Source organism: Aurantimonas sp. A2-1-M11 (assembly GCF_036549475.1).
Lineage (GTDB): Bacteria > Pseudomonadota > Alphaproteobacteria > Rhizobiales > Rhizobiaceae > Aurantimonas.
In genome coordinates, this window is record NZ_JAZHLI010000073.1 from 1 (window position 1) to 17,753 (window position 17,753).

At 64.7% G+C, this 17,753-nt stretch carries 14 protein-coding genes and 2 pseudogenes; 4 read left to right on the forward strand and 12 right to left on the reverse strand.

Annotated elements, in window-relative coordinates; all coding sequences use genetic code 11:
- Positions 1-468: ATP-binding protein (locus VQ042_RS21465; protein WP_331822345.1), on the forward strand; the 468-nt coding region annotated here is incomplete at its 5' end.
- 54 nt (positions 469-522) lie between these two features.
- Here the strand turns inward: VQ042_RS21465 and VQ042_RS21470 are convergent.
- The 11 genes and pseudogenes from VQ042_RS21470 to VQ042_RS21515 form a co-directional block, all read right to left on the reverse strand.
- Complete coding sequence (locus tag VQ042_RS21470; protein ID WP_331822346.1) at positions 523-1,200, reverse strand: TniB family NTP-binding protein; 678 nt, start codon at positions 1,198-1,200, stop codon at positions 523-525.
- A gap of 55 nt (positions 1,201-1,255) precedes the next feature.
- Positions 1,256-3,577 carry a hypothetical protein gene (locus tag VQ042_RS21475; RefSeq protein WP_331822347.1) on the reverse strand — a complete coding sequence of 774 codons (2,322 nt, stop codon included), beginning with the start codon at positions 3,575-3,577 and terminating at the stop codon, positions 1,256-1,258.
- Entirely contained in the window at positions 3,574-4,269 is a 696-nt protein-coding gene (locus tag VQ042_RS21480; RefSeq protein WP_331822348.1) for a hypothetical protein, read from the reverse strand. The genes VQ042_RS21475 and VQ042_RS21480 overlap by 4 nt, the downstream gene beginning before the upstream one ends.
- 667 nt (positions 4,270-4,936) lie before the next feature.
- Positions 4,937-6,055, reverse strand: a complete 1,119-nt coding sequence (locus VQ042_RS21485) for an AAA family ATPase (RefSeq protein ID WP_331822349.1) — start codon at positions 6,053-6,055, stop codon at positions 4,937-4,939.
- Positions 6,052-6,981: a hypothetical protein gene (locus tag VQ042_RS21490; protein WP_331822350.1), complete on the reverse strand. Its 930-nt coding sequence runs from the start codon at positions 6,979-6,981 to the stop codon at positions 6,052-6,054. Before VQ042_RS21490 ends, VQ042_RS21485 begins: the two co-directional genes overlap by 4 nt.
- A complete protein-coding gene (locus VQ042_RS21495) occupies positions 6,978-7,709 on the reverse strand; it encodes a hypothetical protein (protein ID WP_331822351.1) in 732 nt (243 codons plus the stop codon). The genes VQ042_RS21490 and VQ042_RS21495 overlap by 4 nt, the downstream gene beginning before the upstream one ends.
- A gap of 555 nt (positions 7,710-8,264) precedes the next feature.
- Positions 8,265-9,170 (reverse strand): dihydrodipicolinate synthase family protein, encoded by a 906-nt coding sequence (locus VQ042_RS21500; protein WP_331822352.1) that lies wholly within the window; start codon positions 9,168-9,170, stop codon positions 8,265-8,267.
- 54 nt (positions 9,171-9,224) lie between these two features.
- Positions 9,225-9,419 (reverse strand): annotated as a pseudogene (locus VQ042_RS26095) (aldehyde dehydrogenase family protein); the annotation flags it as partial.
- Between the two features lie 104 nt (positions 9,420-9,523).
- The gene (locus tag VQ042_RS21505; RefSeq protein WP_331822353.1) at positions 9,524-10,324 is read right to left on the reverse strand and encodes an enoyl-CoA hydratase/isomerase family protein; all 801 of its coding nucleotides are present in this window, start codon (positions 10,322-10,324) and stop codon (positions 9,524-9,526) included.
- On the reverse strand, positions 10,314-11,930 hold the full coding sequence (locus VQ042_RS21510; protein WP_331822354.1) for an acyl CoA:acetate/3-ketoacid CoA transferase: 1,617 nt from the start codon (positions 11,928-11,930) through the stop codon (positions 10,314-10,316). The genes VQ042_RS21505 and VQ042_RS21510 overlap by 11 nt, the downstream gene beginning before the upstream one ends.
- A 340-nt stretch (positions 11,931-12,270) precedes the next feature.
- Positions 12,271-12,522, reverse strand: coding sequence for a hypothetical protein (locus VQ042_RS21515; RefSeq protein ID WP_331822355.1), 252 nt, complete (start codon positions 12,520-12,522; stop codon positions 12,271-12,273).
- Positions 12,523-12,759: 237 nt separating this feature from the next.
- On the opposite strand from VQ042_RS21515, the gene VQ042_RS21520 reads away from it, so the two are divergent.
- The 3 genes and pseudogenes from VQ042_RS21520 to VQ042_RS26100 form a co-directional block, all read left to right on the forward strand.
- The gene (locus tag VQ042_RS21520; protein ID WP_331822356.1) at positions 12,760-13,797 is read left to right on the forward strand and encodes a LacI family DNA-binding transcriptional regulator; all 1,038 of its coding nucleotides are present in this window, start codon (positions 12,760-12,762) and stop codon (positions 13,795-13,797) included.
- A gap of 91 nt (positions 13,798-13,888) precedes the next feature.
- Entirely contained in the window at positions 13,889-15,988 is a 2,100-nt protein-coding gene (locus VQ042_RS21525; protein ID WP_331822357.1) for an FAD-binding protein, read from the forward strand.
- 45 nt (positions 15,989-16,033) lie between these two features.
- Positions 16,034-16,342, forward strand: a pseudogene (locus tag VQ042_RS26100) (PfkB family carbohydrate kinase); the annotation flags it as partial.
- Between the two features lie 536 nt (positions 16,343-16,878).
- Here VQ042_RS26100 and VQ042_RS21530 read toward each other — a convergent pair.
- Positions 16,879-17,753, reverse strand: an 875-nt coding sequence (locus VQ042_RS21530) for a hypothetical protein (RefSeq protein WP_442880165.1), incomplete at its 5' end; no start/stop codon positions are given.

Consider the following 17,753-nt stretch of genomic DNA (forward strand, 5'->3'; position numbering starts at 1 on the left):
CACGAGAACTTGCTGGTCACGGGGGCAACAGGCCTGGGGAAGAGTTGGCTTGCCTGTGCTATCGGCCATAAGGCCTGCCGCGACAACCGCTCCGTCCTCTATCACCGCGTGCCCCGCCTCTTCGAGGCCATGGCGCTCGCCCGAGGCGATGGCCGCTATGGAAGATTGCTCAAGAGCCTTGGCCGCGTCCAACTTCTCATCCTGGATGACTGGGGCCTCTCGGTCCTCACTCCTTCCGAGCGAAGAGACATCCTCGAGATTCTCGACGACCGCCATGGCCGCGCATCCACCATCGTCACCAGCCAAATCCCGGTGGATACATGGCACGACGTCATCGGAGACCCCACTCTCGGCGATGCAATCCTGGATCGTATTGTCCACAATGCTCATCGCCTCCAACTGACCGGAGAAAGCATGAGCAAAAAGAACGCCAGAACCTGGCCTCTTGACGAGACCAACGTCGCCTGACCAACCTCACCAATCGGCCAGAGCGCCCCGCTCATGATCGCGCGAAATGCGTGCTCACGATCGTCTGAAATCAGCGCTCACGATCGAATGAAATCGACGCTCACGATCAGCGAAATTCGCATTGAGACGCCCCTCAGCTTGGCTATTGATCGTAATCGCGCTGTCAGACGACAGCAGCCCGGCGAAGACCATTTGGCAGGCATTCGTGTTCAACAGGCTCTTGAGGAGATTGCCCGCGGCATATTGGAAACGGTTGGTCCGCTGGTCGATGAAATGCTGGTACTCATCGACGATCAGGAGCTGTACCTCCTGTTCCCGCAGGTGGTGGATGATGGCTCGCGTCTTGTCGCCCCGCGTCCTCAGCCCGCGCTGAGGCACTTTCAACGCTCCCAGAACGGCGTCCAGTAGCGACAGCACGGTGCATTCCGACGGAGCTTCGAGATAGACGACAGGCGACTTCATTCCTGTCACCGTTTCGTACGATTTGAAAGTCTCGGCATAGTACCGGACCGCCGTGCTCTTCCCGGCCCGGGAACGGCCGGAGATCAGCGAGAACTCGGCATCCACCATGGCTTTGGGCGCCACGGCATTGTGCACTTCGGCGATCGCGTTGATGGCCTCCTTGAATTTTCGATGGGGAACAACGATCTCCTTGACGAAAGCCTGCTTCGACTGGGAACCTGCGGGGTCCTGCGAGTTGAGCATCGCCGCGATCGCGGGGGGAAAGTTCACGACGCCGCGCGGCCCAACGGTAGACGGGGTGCGAGGTGGCAGCGGGGACTGCGTCTTACTTCTTGGCATTGAGGTTTTCCATCTTCTCGAATTTCATGGGTTTGGCAAGTTCACGCCCGGCTTTCGTGCCGATCGGCTCGGGGGGCATGTCGGAAACGTTGTCGCGCGTCTTGGCCTTCGGGGCGGAATTCCCGCGCGGTTCCACCGAGCGGGACTTTGGCGCCGCATCCTTCGACCGGATCGCGGACGAGGGCGCGGGCCCGCCCGCCGGGGTCGCACCCTTCAAGTCGTCGTCCGCAATCTCTTCGACGTCGGCGGCCACGTCGAAGAGGTCGAGATCCTCGCGCGAGGCTTCCTCGTCGTAGTGGTCGTGACCGGGCACGAGCGACTTGCGACCGATACCTAGGTAGCGGGCGACACGCACCCGGCCGCCGTTTCGGTCCCGTTCGGCGAGCATCTCCTTGGCGATCTCGCGCAGCCGCAACCGGGCGTCGATGAGCTGTGTCATGGAGAGGTGTCCGACCTTCGAGCGGTCCTTCACGAACCGGCAGATGACCTTATGGGCGTGGAGGCTGAGGCCGCGCGCGTAGTCCAACCGGGTGCACGGCACCTTGACCACCAGGGAGCGGCCCGGATGGTTCGGATCCGGCTTCATCGCCCAGATGTGGTCGATGCATGCCGGGTCGTACTTGACGGTGACCTCATCTAGGACGCCGTCCTCGTCGGAGAGCGTCCCGCGGAAAATCCCGAGCTCGTCGCAGTTGAACTTGAGACCCCAGAGCTTGATGCCGACGGGGTGCACGGACCGGATTTCGGTCCCGCCGACGAACAGGACGAGGTCCTCCTCGGCCGGCGGGAACTGCGTCCCGCCCTTCCCGACGTGCTCGAACCAGTACTCCTGCGGCGAGACGCCGAGTTCGTGGTGCGGCTCGAGGTGGTAGCCGTCCACGATCCACGTCGTGATCAGGATCCTGAGTTCCGTCAGAGTCAGGAGGATCTCGTATGTGTCGCGGATCTGCTTGCGGGTTTTCTTCGGACCCTTGCTCTGGGGTTTCGTCTCCGCCCACGCAAACATGTGGCCGATGTCGCTCGCCTTCAGGCGACGGTTGAAGGCCTCGATGTACGGCTTCATCTCCGGCATGCCGGGCGGCAAGGGATTGAGCTTCGTGCCCAACCTGTAACAGGCGTCCTTGAACGTCTTCGAAAGCAGGTCCGCTCCCTGGTCCGTCCAGACGTCCCACTGCTTCCCGTACATCGGGTAGTTGTTGTGAACGTACGGGCGGCCGTCGGGTCTCTTGCCCATCCAGGAAAGGTCCTTCGGCATCATCGCGTTCTTCATGAGCTGCGCGTTCACCGCCTCGGACGGGGGGTCGAACCCCACGTGCGTGCCGACGATGCACCTCGACTTCACGTCGATGTCGAAGCTCGCCCAGGGAATCCCGAGCGGCAGCATCAGCACGTCATCGACGACGTGCCACCGAAGGCGGGTATGATCCACTTCGCCCCGCTGGAAGACGTGGTCCACGACGGCGCCCGCAAGCACCGCTTTGAACATCCGCCTGGCCTTCCGCGAGCCGTGGACGCGGCTCGCCTTGTCGAGCCCGGTTCGGCGTAGCCAGGCGTCACGAACGTTCTCGTACTTAATGAGAGCTTCCCAATCGATTGCCTCGGTCCGGCCCACCCTAGGGATGAGGGACTCGATCGTGTCCCTGCCGTCCTTGCCCGTCTTGACCCGCACGTATGGGCTGAGGTCATTCGGGACGGTCGCCTTGGCGTAGCCGATGGCAGTCGTGCGGATGTGCGGAAGGACGCCGCGTCTCATCAGCCTGCACTCGTCGAGCGCCCGCTCGATGGCGGCGACGACGAAGTCCGGCTTGCGGGGCGTCCTGTTTCCCTTCTTGTGGTCGAGGCGCCTCAGGTCTTTCGGGTCACCACCGCCGACCTCGAACCGCCTGCGCCATTCAAGCACCGTAGACGCGCAGGGTGTCCATCCATTCTCGTCCGGCGGGACATCCTTTACCGCGGCGCGAACGGGGTCGCGGGACTTGGCAAGACGGTCGCCTGCCGCACGCAAGGCCATCATGTGCTGCATGCGGAAGGCGACGGCGGGCAGATTGTCTTCCGGGATTTCCATCCAGCTCAGTGCACGATTCTCAGAAGCCCCCTCGCCAATCCCTTCGACCTTCCCCCTGTAGACGATCCGTCGGTCAAAGACCGCCTGCTCGATGAAAGTGTCGAGATGGGTGTCAGCCTTGTCGGTCTCCAAAGCGACGACCTTGTAACCCGGGGTCTTCACCGATCGACCAGTCACCTCGTACTCAACGCCGTCCACGGCGTAGCGTGCGCCGTCCGGCATTTGGATCGGCGTCACCCTCACGGCCGGGCCTCCCGAAACAGCGTCTCGGCCGTAATGCGCCGCCCCATGTCGACCCGAAGCTCCGCCCTCCAGACAAGGTTGAGGGCTGCCGCCATTGCCCTTCCCTCGCTCAACAGGCCGATCGCCACGATGTCAGCGGGGCAGATCGCCCCGATGCGTCGGGCGCACCGCCGCAGAAGATTGAGATCGGCTTCAGGGATGTTCCATCCCATGTTGCCGCAGACCATCTCGTTGTTGGTCAGTCGGGGCTGCCTCCTGATCCAATCGTCGGTGACAACGCGGTACCCGAAGCCCTCCGTCTTGCAGGCGGCCCGCAACTGGAGGAATTTGAGACGCGCGAGATGCCCCTTCGTGGCGCGCAAGGGCTCGACGTCGACCATTGTACGGGCTCCATTTCCCGACAGAAGGAAGTCGGGAACGTGCGCGTGCATCGTCTCGCCGTCCCACCAATCGAAGGACGCGGCCCTCGTAAGGATCGACCTGACGCGCCGGTCGCCCTCCATCAGCACGAGGAACTCCCGCTGTAGGGGACCCCAGAACGGGACGTCGCCGCCGGACTTGAAGGACGGGAACATCCCGGGCTTGTTCCAGAGCCGCGGCATCCGCTCGTCGGCAAGGGGCGGATGCTTCCTCCGGTGCGGGACGGGCGCGATGCGGATTCGGCCTACTTCCTCCCACTGTCGGTCGGCCAACTCTCGCCTTTCGAGATCTAAAGTGCTGGGGGCAAGGCGCGGGTCGTCCCCACGCCAGGCACCGACCGGCACCGAATTTCGGTGTTCTTGCACGGCATAGGTCTCCCGTGGCCGCATGACGAGGTCGTACGGCTTCGCGTTCTTCCATAGGTGAACCGGCCGACGAGGCGAGTGACCGCGTCCTTCAGCCTTCGTTAGGGAGCTGTCGCTATGGTGGAAGCATCGACGGCGTCTCCTTCGCCCGACCGTGCGTGAAGCCGGTCTCCGCGTTTGGGGTCTTCTCGATGGGCGAAAGCCCGCTTACGAGACGCGCGGACCTGCTGTGAGTCCTGCCCTGCGCGTCGAGGTCTGCTACTGTCCGCTCTAATGCGGTTCGGTTGGGTCGGATCGGGGCTCGCGGCTGCTACCGCCTTCCCCGGTCCGACCTCTCAACATCGATCCTCGGTCAGCATCCACCGCTCCAGCGATGGTAGCGGACGGAGGTTGATCGGCATTGCCGAAGACCAACCATCCCATTCGGACCTTAAGCATTCGTTTCACAGCGACGAGCGCGAAACCTTGTGCAGCAAAGAACCGTTTGAGCAAGCCGCGCGGCCCGCCCCTTTGTCAACAATATGAAATGGTTAAAATGAATCCTTGAGCAAGTTAATAACACCCATTTTTACTTTCAAATCCGAAGTACATTAAGATCAGGGAAAGTCTTCGAACGCAGGCTCGTCGGCCACGGATCGCCCGCCCCCTCAAAGAGTTGAAGCGACGGCCTCGACGTCGACCCGGCTGGCCAACGCGACACCCCGGCGCTCGCAAGTTCTCCCGCCACACGTTCGACCGCATGTCGATCGGACGCGACAAGTTCACGTGCACGACGGAAGCATTCGTCGAGGATCCGGCCAACGCGGCGCCGCAGGTCACGGTCATCGTCCAGCAGAGCGTCAAGACGCTTCCGCGCCTTCGCGCGGTGCAGTAGCGCATCTCCTAGACCGTGGGAGACCTCCATGGCAGTGGCAAGTTCCGTCGCCGACCGAAGGTCACACGCATTCTCACCGCCCGCGCCGGTTCCGCGGCTTTTCAAGATTTCCTCCTCTGCGGCCAGCCCTGCCAGCAGGCAGGCGATCTCGGCAAGGAAGCTGTCCCGGGTCACATCAAAACCTGGTCGCCGCACGAACGTTGTGAAACTATGCGCACCGACGAAGAGCCGACGATCAACCTTTGCCTCGGTCGGGTCACTGCCGGAGACGTCGGCCAGCAATGCGCCCACGACCAGATGGCCTGCCTCGTGCACGCAGACGCGACGGAAGAGGGCGTCGGAACATTCTTCCGTGGACGGGGCGCTCGCCTCGATGTCGGCGAGCTTCATCTTCTCACGCCTCTTGCGAGCTCGCCGGCGAGCGTCGCGAACCATCAGCTCGATTTCCGCACCTGTCGTTCCCCCGATGCGCTCTGCCACCGGGCGCAAGTCCGCCGTCTCCAACGCGCCCCGGAGATGGTGCCGTAGGATGCCCACGCGCGCCGTGCAGTCAGGGTGTTTGATGACGAGCACTCGCTCCAGTCGCCCCGGCCGCAAGATGGCCTCGTCGATCAAGTTCGCATGGTTGGTTGCGCCGACAACTACGACGCCCTCTCGGCCCTTCGCGCCGTCCAATTGCTCCAGCAGGCCGTCGATGACCTGCCGGGAGTAGGCGGCATAGCGATCGCCCGGATCGGTACGCGAGCCGAAGGAGTCCATCTCGTCGAGGAAGAAAATGCAGGGGGCGGCGCGGCGCGCCTCGTCGAACGCCCTCGTCATCGGCTTGAGGAGATCGCCGAGATGCCCGCGCGCCTGCCAGCTCGCGCAGGAGTGGATGTGGGGGGGATCCCGCAGGACCGTGCCAGCGCCCCTGCGAACATCGTCTTGCCGACACCCGGGACACCTGCGACGAGTGCACCGCGGTCGACGTCGGACCAGGGGATCGTGCCACTCCGGTAGTCATCGAGATCCCGGACCAGATCGTTGCCCCACTCGCCGACCTCGCCAAGCCCCGATAGATCCTCCAGCCGCGGGCCGTCGGCAAGTTCCTCAGGAACCTCGGCTGCATCCTCGACCGGGTGATCCTCGCTCCGCACCGCCGCCAGCAGCCGCTTTGCGATGCCGAGGCTCCTCTCGACGCTACGCCGTGGGGCAATGACGCTGTCGATCAAGTCGAGGGGCAGCGACGTGACGAGATCGAGCCCTTCCGGACCAGGCGCCCGCTTGGCGGTCACCATGAAGGCGGCCTTGACGAGGGCACGATCCACCGGCTCGAGCACCACGATGCCCTCGGCCGAGGCGGCGAACGCCGGGGAGACGTCATCCATGGCTCCGAGCAGGACGGCGCTACGGTCGCCACCTTTCGCGGCTTCGACGATGAGCGACCGGATGTCTTTGTCCAGGTTCCTCCGGCGGCTCCCGGTGCGGTCATAGATAGAGACGTCGTGGCCAAGGCTGCCGACGACCCAGGCGCCGAGGATGTCGCGCGCTCCGTATGTGATCGAGGTGACCGCCCCCGCGTCGACGCCGACGATTCCGATGGTGCACGGCAAGTTGTGCAGCACATGGTGGAGGCCCGCCCGGCGAAGCGCGCGGACGATCAGCCCCCGAGCGATCATGGCGGAGGGCGCCAGGGGGGCGCGGCGGACGCGACTCTTCCTGGCGTCGATACGTTGCTTTTCCTCGAAAAGGTAACGGGTGATCATCGACGTCCGCTCCCCTCGAACGCGTTGCCCTCCACTCCGAGCCTGTACCAGCGGCTCAGCGTTCGCGCGTAGCCGTGGTCGGGTGCCCACACCCACAGGTCAGATGTCAGGGCCATGCGACCGGCGCGGACGTCGGGATGACCGTCGATGTAGCCACGCAGGCAAGGCACCGGGCGGGTGTCGAGAACCCATTGGTGGATGTATGGCGATCCCTGGATGACGGCGGGATCGGGATGCCGACCCTTCTTGAGGTTCTCGAGATCGGCAGCGAGACGTCGAACACGTTCGAGGTGTTCGTCGAGTTGGAGGAAATCGCCGGAGCGAGTGATCTGGATGGTCATGACACAGGTTCTCATTCGTGGGTCGCCAAGGCGCGCCGCGCGGTTTTCGGAAGAGGGTCTGAATTGATGGCGGGTCAGTCCCGCCAGCGCGGCGATCGCGGCTATGGGATCGCCTGCGTTGCGGATGGTCGTCATGGCCTCCACGAGCGGCAGGCTGCCCTCTTGATCGAGCGCCGCCAGGAGACGGACGCGGTCGGAGAGGGTTACCCGCCAGTTGGCGTGGCGCAGGATCTCGCGCGCGTTCTCGAGTCGGACGCCCGCGAGTTCAGACGTCTGCACGGACCAGATCGGCATGCCCCGGGTTGCGGCCACCGCGATCGCCCAATCCGGGACACGCTCGCCGTCTTCGATGACCGCGACAAGCTCGACTGCGGTCTCGCAAACCACCTCGAAATCCGGAAGGAACGTGCTGCCACTCTGGGACAGTGGTGATGGTCCACACGTCCAGGACAGAACGCGCGGGTCGACGTCGAGAAGACAACCCGCGTCTCGGACGGACTGTGTCCGGAAGCGTTGCTCCCCGACGCACCGGATCGTCTGCGAGGGAGCGAAGCGGGGTGACCGGCGTCCTCCAGCGGACGTATTGCGACCCTGCGGGATAACTGGGATGTCATTGGAAGGAAGCTGGTGCACGGCACGCCTATCCGTCGCGGACGGGCATGGCCTCGCGTCCGCTAACCTCATGAAGGTCGGAAGATCAGCGTATCGATATGAGGGTGAACGTGGCGCGCGCGACCGCCATGCGCTGAAAGCGCTTCGGCTGGGGGTGATCGTACAGGTGCGGGCTCATGAGTGAACAAATAGCGAACTTCACCTTCCGGCGTCAACAGGTAATTTGCTGGTTGGGTCAGATGGCAGGTTTCGCCCTCGGCAGACGCGCAAGTCACCGTCCGCCCTCTCCCAAAGCAGTCATTAGCTACCCTATCTGACGACATAGGAGTCTCAGCTCCACCTGTGCGCCAGGAGAGGTTCAACGGCCGCCCGAACTCGTGCCTGCGCCTCTGTCCCAAGCGGCAGGATCGGTGGCGGCGGCGCCATTTTTCCGAGATCAAGCAGGTCGAGGAGCACGTACATGACGCGTAGGCTCCCGAAGGTATTGAAAGTCTCCCAAAGCGGCGACAGCTCGGCATCGGCGCGACGCGCCTCCTCAGCATCGCCGTCCTTCGCGGCGCGTGCGAGGGCAACGATTGGAGTGGGCAGCGTGCCGCCGAGGACGCTGTAGAAGGCATCCGCCCCAGCCAGTAGCGCATCCGCAGTACCCCAGTCGCCGCTGTAGCCGACCGCAAGCTCCGTCCGGTTGCGCAGGGTGGCGATCTCGATTCCGTAATCGCCGTCCGAAGGCAACGGCATCTTCACCGCCCGGATCGTCGAGAGGCGGGAGAGCCGCTCTAGGAGATCGAGGCCAAAGGTGAAGTGGGTGGTACCGGGATTGTTGTAGAGGCAGAGCGGCAAGCCGGATGTGTCCGTCACGGCCCGGTAGTGCTCGTAGGCTTCTTCCTGCGTCAGTGGCGTGTAGGAAACCGGCGCCATGAGCAGCGCGTCGGCGCCTGCGGCCTCGGCGTCCCGGGCAAGATCCCGCGCCCAATCCGTGCGGAGCGCCCCGACACCGACGACGAGCGGCACGCGCCCTCGTACGCACTCCACCGCGGCTTCGACCGCCCGCAGCCGCTCGTCCCGTGCCAGGTAAGCGTAGGTGCCCGTCGAGCCGAGGAGGCCGATCGAGTCGACGCCCGCCTCGCACAGGCGGTCCAACAGCCTCGCGAGCATCTCGACATCGACGCACCCGTGTTCGTCGGCAGGCGTGATCGGAAAGGCGCACAGGCCGTGGAAGGGAAAAGCACTGGGCATCGTCGGCTCCGTTGCGATGGCCGTCGGGGCCGGAGCAGGCGGATGCCTTTCGATCTTCGCTGCCACCTCCAAGAGGAGCTTTGCGCGTGCCGCGCCCGTCATTCTAGGCCAAGGCCCGTAGTCGAATGCCTTCCGGGCAGCCGCAACAGCCGCGAGGACGTCCTCTGGGTTACCGCGTTGGTATGTGCTCACCGCGACGCCGTGCGCCGTCGAGATCCGATCGATCGTCTGCCCGGACTGCGAGTTCACCCATTTGCCGTCGATGAAAAGCTGGTACGCGGTCGGGCCCGACTGAGCCTCGGCGATGGTGGCGATGCGGATGTGTGCGGTTATGACGTTCCCTCGATCGAAATTCAGTTGCCCGTAAAGGCTGGCGGACGCTTCGCACGGAAGCTCTCGACGCCCTCGGCGCAGTCGGCGGTGGTGGCGATGAAGGCGCTGGCAAGGGCCTCGACGGCACCCGACGCTTCCTCACCCTCGGCGACCGACAGCAGAGCCTTGGCGACGCGGGTGGCCGCCGGGCTGCGCGAGGCGATACGGTCTGCCCATTCAACGGCGGCAGCCGTTCCTGAGCCCGTGTCGACCACCCGGTCGACCAGTCCGGCAGCGAGCGCCTCCTCTGCCGTCAGGACGTCGCCGCCGATCGCCATGCGCCTGACAATCTGCGCACCGAACCGGCGGACTGCGCGCTGCGTGCCGGACCAACCCGGCACGACGCCGATCGACGTCTCCGGCAGCCCGACCTTGACGTGGCGTTCTGCCACTCGGAAGTCGGCGCAGGCCGCGAACTCGAAGCCGCCACCGAGCGCGTGACCGTCGAGCACCGCGATCGTCGGCAGCCGCGAGCGTGCCAAGCGGTCGAAAACGCGATGTCCTCGCCGTACCCAGTCCTCCGCGAAGGCGGTCGGAGTCATTCCCGACCATGCGGTGATGTCGCCGCCGGCGCAGAAGCCGCGCCCCTCCCCCAAGATCAGCATCGCCGCCAACCCGGGCTCCGCGTCGACCGCGTCGAGCGCGGCGTAGAGTGCGGACAGCATTTCGAGGTCCAACGCGTTCAGCTTGGCCGGGCGGGCCAGAACGAGGCGGGCGACGCGACCGTCAGCCTCGACGCGGACGCCGTGTCCCTCGTTGCCGAAATGGCGGTCAAGCGGCACGGGCGGCCTCCTCCGGCACCTGACGCGGCTTGCCTGGGTGCAGGTGCAGTCCCATCGGCTCGTCGCGGTAGAGCGCGGCGTCCGATACCTTCAGGTTCGGAGAGACCAGCAACGGGAAGTCGGCGTGGGCGAGGACGTCGCGCTCGAGCTCGATGCCGGGCGCGATCTCGGTGACCTCGATTCCCGCCGAGGTCAGGCGCATGACGCAGCGCTCGGTTACGTAGAGGATGTCTCGTCCTGCGGCGACGGCGCGGGGACCGGAGAAGGATACGTGCTCGACGTTGCGGACGAGCTTGTTGATCTTGCCCTCCTTCTCGATCTGAACCTTGTCGTCATGGAGGCCGACCTTGGCGCCGGCCTTGAAGAGACCCGAGAAGACAATGCGCTTGGCATGCGAGGTGATGTCGACGAAGCCGCCGGCGCCGGCGGTCACGTGCGGACGGGCCGAGAGGCGCGAGACGTTCACCGAACCGTCCTGCCCAATCTCAAGGAAGGACAGGAGCGAGGCGTCGAAGCCGCCAGCTTGGAAGTAGGTGAAGAGGTGGGTCGAGGGCATGATCGCCTCGGCGTTGGATGAGCAGCCGAAAGCGAAGTCCAGGAGTGGGACGCCGCCCACTGCACCCTGCTCGATCACCCAGGTCACCGCTCCGTGCAGCCCTTCCTCCAAGAGGATGCGCGGGACGTTGGCCGAGATTCCGAAACCGAGGTTGACGGCGGTGCCGTCGGCGAGCTCCTGAGCGACGCGTCGGGCGATTGCCTTCTGGATGCCAAAGTCGGCTAGCTCGAAGTGCGAGAGGGGATGGAACACCTCCCCGGAGATGGCCGGATCGTAGGCGGTCTGCGTCGTCTGCATCTGATCGGACGCGACCACGACGTAGTCGACGAGGATGCCCGGCACACGCACGTCCTGGGGAGACAGCGTCCCAGACTTAACTTCGCGCTTCACCTGCGCGATTACGACGCCGCCGTTGTTGTGGGCAGCCATCGCCTGCTCGAGCGCACCGAGGAAGGCTCCCTCGTGCTCGAAGGTGAGGTTGCCTCGCTCGTCGGCGCTGGTCGCCCGGATGATTGCGACGTTCGGTCGGATCGCGGGGAAGAACAGCCATTCTTCCCCAGCGAAGTTCTCGACGCGCACCACTGGCTCGCCCTTGTTGTCGTTCATCGCGCAGCCGAACTGGCGCGGGTCGACGAACGTCTCGAGACCAACCTTGGTGAGGACGCCTGGACGCCCGGCGGCCGCCTCGCGGTGCATGTCGAACAGAATACCCGAGGGGATGTTGTAGGCCTCGACGGCGTTCTCGCCGATCATCCGCCAGATCGCCGGCGGCTCGCTGGTCGAGGGACCGGACGGGTAGGAACCGCAGATCGTGCGCTTCAGGAGGCCCGGCTTCGCAAGGTGGTCGATGCCGCGGATGCCGTACATGTCGCCCGCTGCGATGGGATGGAGCGTCGTCAGGGCACGAGGATGCCCGGACGACTCGAACCGCTCGCCGATCGCCGCCAGGACCGCGTCGGGGCAACCGAGGCCGGACGACGACGACACGGTCACGACCGAGCCGTCCTCGATAAGACTTGCGGCCGCTTTGGCAGTGATGCGCTTGCTCATCGTTTCACCAATCAGGTTTCGTAGCGTCGTTCAGAACCCGCCTACAATGCCGCCGGACTCCGGCGGCGATCGAGCCTTTTGGGCAGAGGGTCGGATCGGGCATTCAGACATCATGTCGGATGGAACCCGGACAGCGCCGGGCCCTAGCGTCGATCCGAGGCCTCCCGCCCTCATGAATTTGGAACGTTCCAACATATTCGCAATTGGTTGTCAACTCTGCTTACGGACGTGTCCGCCGCAGAACCGAGCCATTTCACCGTCAAGGCTGATCGTCGATCGCGAGTTCAAGCACGTGATGTTGGATGCGACCGTCGAACATCTCAAGCAGGCCCCTCGTCATCTATCGGCTCTCGTGCCGCACATCTGACGCCACGGCGACCTTGAGATCCTCCCGGCTGCCGTAGAGGGTCGATAGAATCATCGGGAAAGTGGGAGCCTCTTCGTCAGACTCGATCCCGTACAGGATCCCCACCTGCATCAGCGTCGGGAATCGCAGCCACATCGGTACCAACTTCGTTTCGGCGTAGTCCCGAAGCGCTTGCTCCTTTTCAAGGTGAATTTCTCCTTCGAAGAGCGCTTGGCGTATGATCATTTCGTTGTCCTTCCACGGGTCTCCGCACATCCCCGCCGCGTACCAGGCCTTTGACGGAGCGCGACCCGGCGCCGTCGTCCGACGGTGTTCCCCGCAGGTGCAAGCTGGTAAATTGCTGGTTGTCGAATTGCGGACCGTCACTAATGACGGCCCCATTTCGTCGGACACCGATCCAAACCACTTGACTGATTTGGATCGTTCCATCATTTATGCACGAATTGGAACCGGGAGAACAGGATGCGTCGGCCGCGGGTCACCGTTATCGACATTGCAGAGGCGGCAGGCGTCTCGAAGTCGACCGTGTCGTTGGTGCTGCAAGGCTCGCCCCTCGTGAAGGGGACAACCCGGGCGAAGGTCGTCGAGATCATGAGTGAGCTCGGGTATGTCTATAACCGCGGGGCCGCGAACCTGAGGCAGACGGGCTCGAAGTCGGGGATTGTCGGCGTGGTCGTCAACGACCTGACCAACGGCTTCTTCGCCGAGCTCGCGGTAGGCGTCGACATGGTCGTCCAATCCGCTGGCTTTGTGCAGTTCCTTTCGAACACGAGCGAAAGCATCGACCGTCAGCGCGAAGTGGTGGCCTCCATGCGTGAGCATGGCATCTCCGGCCTTCTAGTCTCGCCGGCACGTGGGACGGATGCAGCGGACTTCGCGCCGCTCGTCGAGGCTGGTATCCCCGTGGTCGTCGTGGTCCGCAGCCTCCCGGGCGGAAAGCTCTCCTCCGTGGTCGCCGACAATCCAAGCGGGGTCGCGAGCGCAGTGCGGCACCTGTCCTCGCTCGGACATCGCCGTATCTCGTTTCTCGGCGGCTTTCAGGACACGGCCGTTTTTCATGAACGGTTGTTGGGATACCGCTCCGCCGTGACTACAGCGGGTTTTGGATTCGACGGCTCGTTGGTCGTTCCGGCTGCCCCCTCCCGCGCGGGCGGAGCGGAGGCCATTGCTCGCGCGCTTGCCGTGACTGACCGCCCCACGGCAGCGGTGTGCTTCAACGACGCGGTAGCGTTCGGTGCCTGCGATGGCCTGCGGTGGCACCGCCTCGAACCCGGTCGTGACTTTGCCATCGTCGGGTTCGACGACGTCATCGAGGCCCGCAGCGCCGTACCCGCGCTGACGACGGTTTCGGTCGATCCGCAGGCTATGGGCCGCCGGGCCGGGCAACTCCTTCTCAAGCAGATCGCCGCTGGCAACGTTTCATCCGAAGCCATCATGACCTCCGTCCGACTCGTCGTCCGCGAGAGCTGCGGCGCCCGGGAGCTTGCAGCCCAAGCCTGAGGTTCCGGTCCAGCCGCGAACGCTGGCTTCTTCGTCACCCTCGAACCAAATCGGCCCGCCCGCACGGGGCGCCCGCCTGAAAGGTCCCCCCATGGCCCTTGAAGTCCCGCAACCCATCCTTGACGTCCTGACGGACGTCGACATGCCGAAACTCCCCGCTGAGGCTGCGGCCACGGACACGATCGCCATCGGCGGCTTCAAGATGCCGCTGTACCGCAATGCCTGCGTCGTTGTCGGCTCGGGAGCGGCGGGGCTACGTGCGGCGGTAGAGGCAAAGCGGCGGGGCATCGACGTCTCCGTGCTCAGCCAGAGCGCTTGGGGCGGAACATCCGCCTGCTCGGGCTCAGACAAGCAGACGCTTCACACGGCGAACACTGCGAACGCGGGCGACAACTTCGCGGCCATGGCCCGCGCCCTGCGGGCGGGAGGGGCCATGGACGAGGACACGGCCTACGTTGAGGCTGTCGGCTCGGCACGCATGATGGCTTCGCTTCAGTACCTTGGCCTTCCCCTGCCTCAGGATTCCCTAGGCGGCACCCTGCGCTATCAGACCGACCACGACGAGGTCGGCAGGGCTACGAGCTGCGGCCCGCGCACCTCCCGGCTGATGGTCAAGGTGCTCGCGGAGGAGGCGATCCGGCTTGGGGTGCCGATCCGCAACCACACCACCGCAGTTCACATCCTCGTGGTTGGCTCCGGGGACGATCGGAGGGTGGCGGGCGTGCTTGCGCTGCGCGCGGCCGACCGCACGGAAGCGAACCCGCTTGGCCTTGCGGTATTCCGGAGCGACACCGTCGTGCTCGCGGCTGGGGGACCGGGGGAACTCTACCGCGACAGCGTCTACCCGAACGGCTGCTTCGGTTCACTCGGACTAGCCCTTGAGGCCGGGATCGAGCTGGTCAACCTGACGGAAAGTCAGTTCGGGATCGGGACACGGCGGGAAGGCTTCCCGTGGAACCTGTCGGGTACCTACGTGCAGGTCATCCCGCACATCTACTCGGTAGACGCGGACGGCAACGAATACCATTTCCTCGCCGACTACTACCGCACCACTCAGGAACTGGCCGCGAACGTGTTCCGCAAGGGATACCAGTGGCCCTTCCACGCAACGCGGATGTTGGATTTCGGGTCGAGCCTCGTCGACCTCGCGATCTTCCGCGAGTCGGCCGCTGGGCGCCGCGTGTTCATGGACTTCCTCAGGAACCCGCTCCCCGTCGACGGGGACCTGCCGTTCTCGCTCGATCGCCTGGACGACGACGTGCAACGCTACCTCGTCAATGCCGGGGCGGACCAAGACCTGCCGATCGACCGCCTGCGCCACATGAACCCGCTCGCGATCGAGCTTTACCGACGCTACAAGATCGACGTCGCCCGTGAGCCGCTGGAGTTCGCGGTGAACAACCAGCACATGAACGGTGGCATTAAGGTCGACACTTGGGGCCGAACGTCGCTTTCCGGCTGCTACGCGGTCGGCGAGGCCGCGGGCACGCACGGCATCACGCGACCGGGCGGCGCCGCCCTCAACGCGGGCCAAGTCTTCGGTACTCGCGCCGCGGAGCACCTCACGTCCCAGTCTCGCCCAGAGAGCACGGAAACGATCGGTTTCGCGGGTGTCGTCGGAGACGCAGTGGCAGGGGTCCACTCAACACTTCGTTCCGAAAGCTCGCTGTCTGTCCGATCCGTTAGGGCTGAAGTTCAGGATCGGATGAGCGACAAGGCCGGCATGATTTGCGAGGCGGCCGACGTAGGAACGGCTCTTTCGGAAGCCCGGGCACTCAACGCCCGCATACGTGCGGAGGGGATCGCCTACGGTCGCCCAGCGGAGGCTGGGAGGGCGCTCCAGTGGCGCCAGATGGCCCTTGCGTCAGAAGCGGTGCTGACCGCGCTGGACACCTTTGTACAGGACGGCGGCGGCAGCCGCGGTGCCCGCGCGATCTGCGACCCGACGGGCGAATCCCTTCCGCTCGCAAGGACTGGCCCCGTGGAGAATTGCCGCTTCCGCAAGGAGCGTGATGCACAGCGCGAGGAGCAGATCGTCGTGCAAATGAGCGGCGACGAGATGTGCGTGTCGACGCGGGGCAACCGAACGTTCGACGAGAGCGCGCGCTCGTTCTTCGAACGGAACTGGCCCGACTGGTTGACGGGCAGGATATTCTCCTCCGGGGACCGCAGGACCACGGTCGATGGGTGACCGAATGCACAAAGGGTGGTTGCCATCGGCGAAGCCATGCTCGAGATGGCACCCATCGTGGACGGCCTCTACCGACGCGGCTTCGCTGGCGACACGTTCAACACCGCGTGGCACATGGCGCAGCTCCTCGGCCGCCGTGCGGAAGTGAGCTTCGTTACCCGGGTCGGGTGCGATCCCCTCTCCGACCTCTTTGTCACCGACGCGGCCGCGGACGGCCTCGACGTATCCGGTGTCCAAAGGGACACCGTGCGTCAAATGGGCCTCTACGTCATCGAGCTCGACGGCTATGAGCGGACGTTCCACTACTGGCGGAAGAACTCCGCCGCGCGGGGACTGGCGGACGACGTCGCTGCGTTGGTGGCCGGTCTGGACAGCGCTGGGCTCATCCACGTCTCGGGCATCACTCTCGCCATCCTCTCCCCGGCGTTCGCGCCTCTCTCACGGAAGCCCTGGTCGACGCGCGGAGGTCGGGTGCGTCGCGGGATCAGTCCAGGTCTTTCTCGGCCAGAAACTGCGCGACCTGATCGGCGATCGCGAGGTTGTTCGTGTCAGAGAAGGGAAAGTGCGTGTTGCCGTAGACCTAGTAGCGGTGCTTATGAAGCAGGGAGCGCGTAGAGCAGGTGCGAGTGCGCCTGATTTTTGCACGGTTTCATCCGCTGAATCCGGTCAGTCACCATGTGTGACAAGCCGCCCGCAGTGATGAAGGCCACTAGGTAGTGCCTGATCCGCAGTGGGCATATGGGGTCACGTCCAACCTCTGAGTGTTCGCGCCCGAGCACGGCTTCGCGCGCACCCTCACCGGCTACAACAAGCTCGGGGATCGGCAACCGCCACGTGAAGCGCAATCGCGTGCGATAGGCGATCGGTAGCGCTTCGCAGCAGGAGTCAAGTCAGCGGCCGTGTAACAGCGGGACTGCCATGACCAACAGCGCGAAAATCAATGCGGCGACGTTGAAGGCCTGCTGCGTCCGGCGGCGGGTTTCGTTGTAGAGCTTGACGGCCTCTATCACCGGAGACACCGCTAAGCTCATGTACTCAGCTCTAGTCAGGCTTTGGTGCAGCTTGGAGTGCCAACGCCGAAGATGGCGAAGGTCGGAGATCAGGGAGCGGGTGGCCACAAGCTCATTGAGGCGCAGACCCGACCACGTCACGAAGAGGACCACCGCGCAGAAGAGGAGTGTGGAAACCGTCCCGGCAGACGAACTCGCCGAGGTAGCGATCCTTACGCCAAGGCCCACAGCCAAGACACCCAGGCCGCCAATGAAGGCTTGCGACATCCGGTTCGTCCTCACGACGATCCTGTCGACGTCCTCGGCAACGCCCTTGCGCACCTCGGTCATCGTTTTCAGCAAATCGGCGGATTTCGAGGTCACGAAAACGCGGTACTCGGTCCGAGCTCCCGAGAGCGCCTCCCTCAGATGCGGCGACACGGCACTCCACCAGTCCCCAGTCAGCTTGTCGCCGATAAGCGGCTCTAAGCGCCGCAGGAGCATCTGGTGCCGCGCTTCCGCGTCGCGCGCAGGCACCAGCAACCACTCGACGGCCTCTCTCAACGCCTCGAACTGCGCGGGCGAGCAGTCGTTCGGCGGCGGCGCAGAGAACGAGCGTTTCCTGAGGCCGTTGAGGACGACCCGAAGGCCCCCGTCGCCCGCGTGCGGATTCCGATTCAAACCGGCCGGGTATTCCGATTTGAAGTCGGCCACCATTCCGGGATGAAGCCGGCCAGCATTCCGATCAATAACCGGCCACCCTCCGGCGTCTGAAG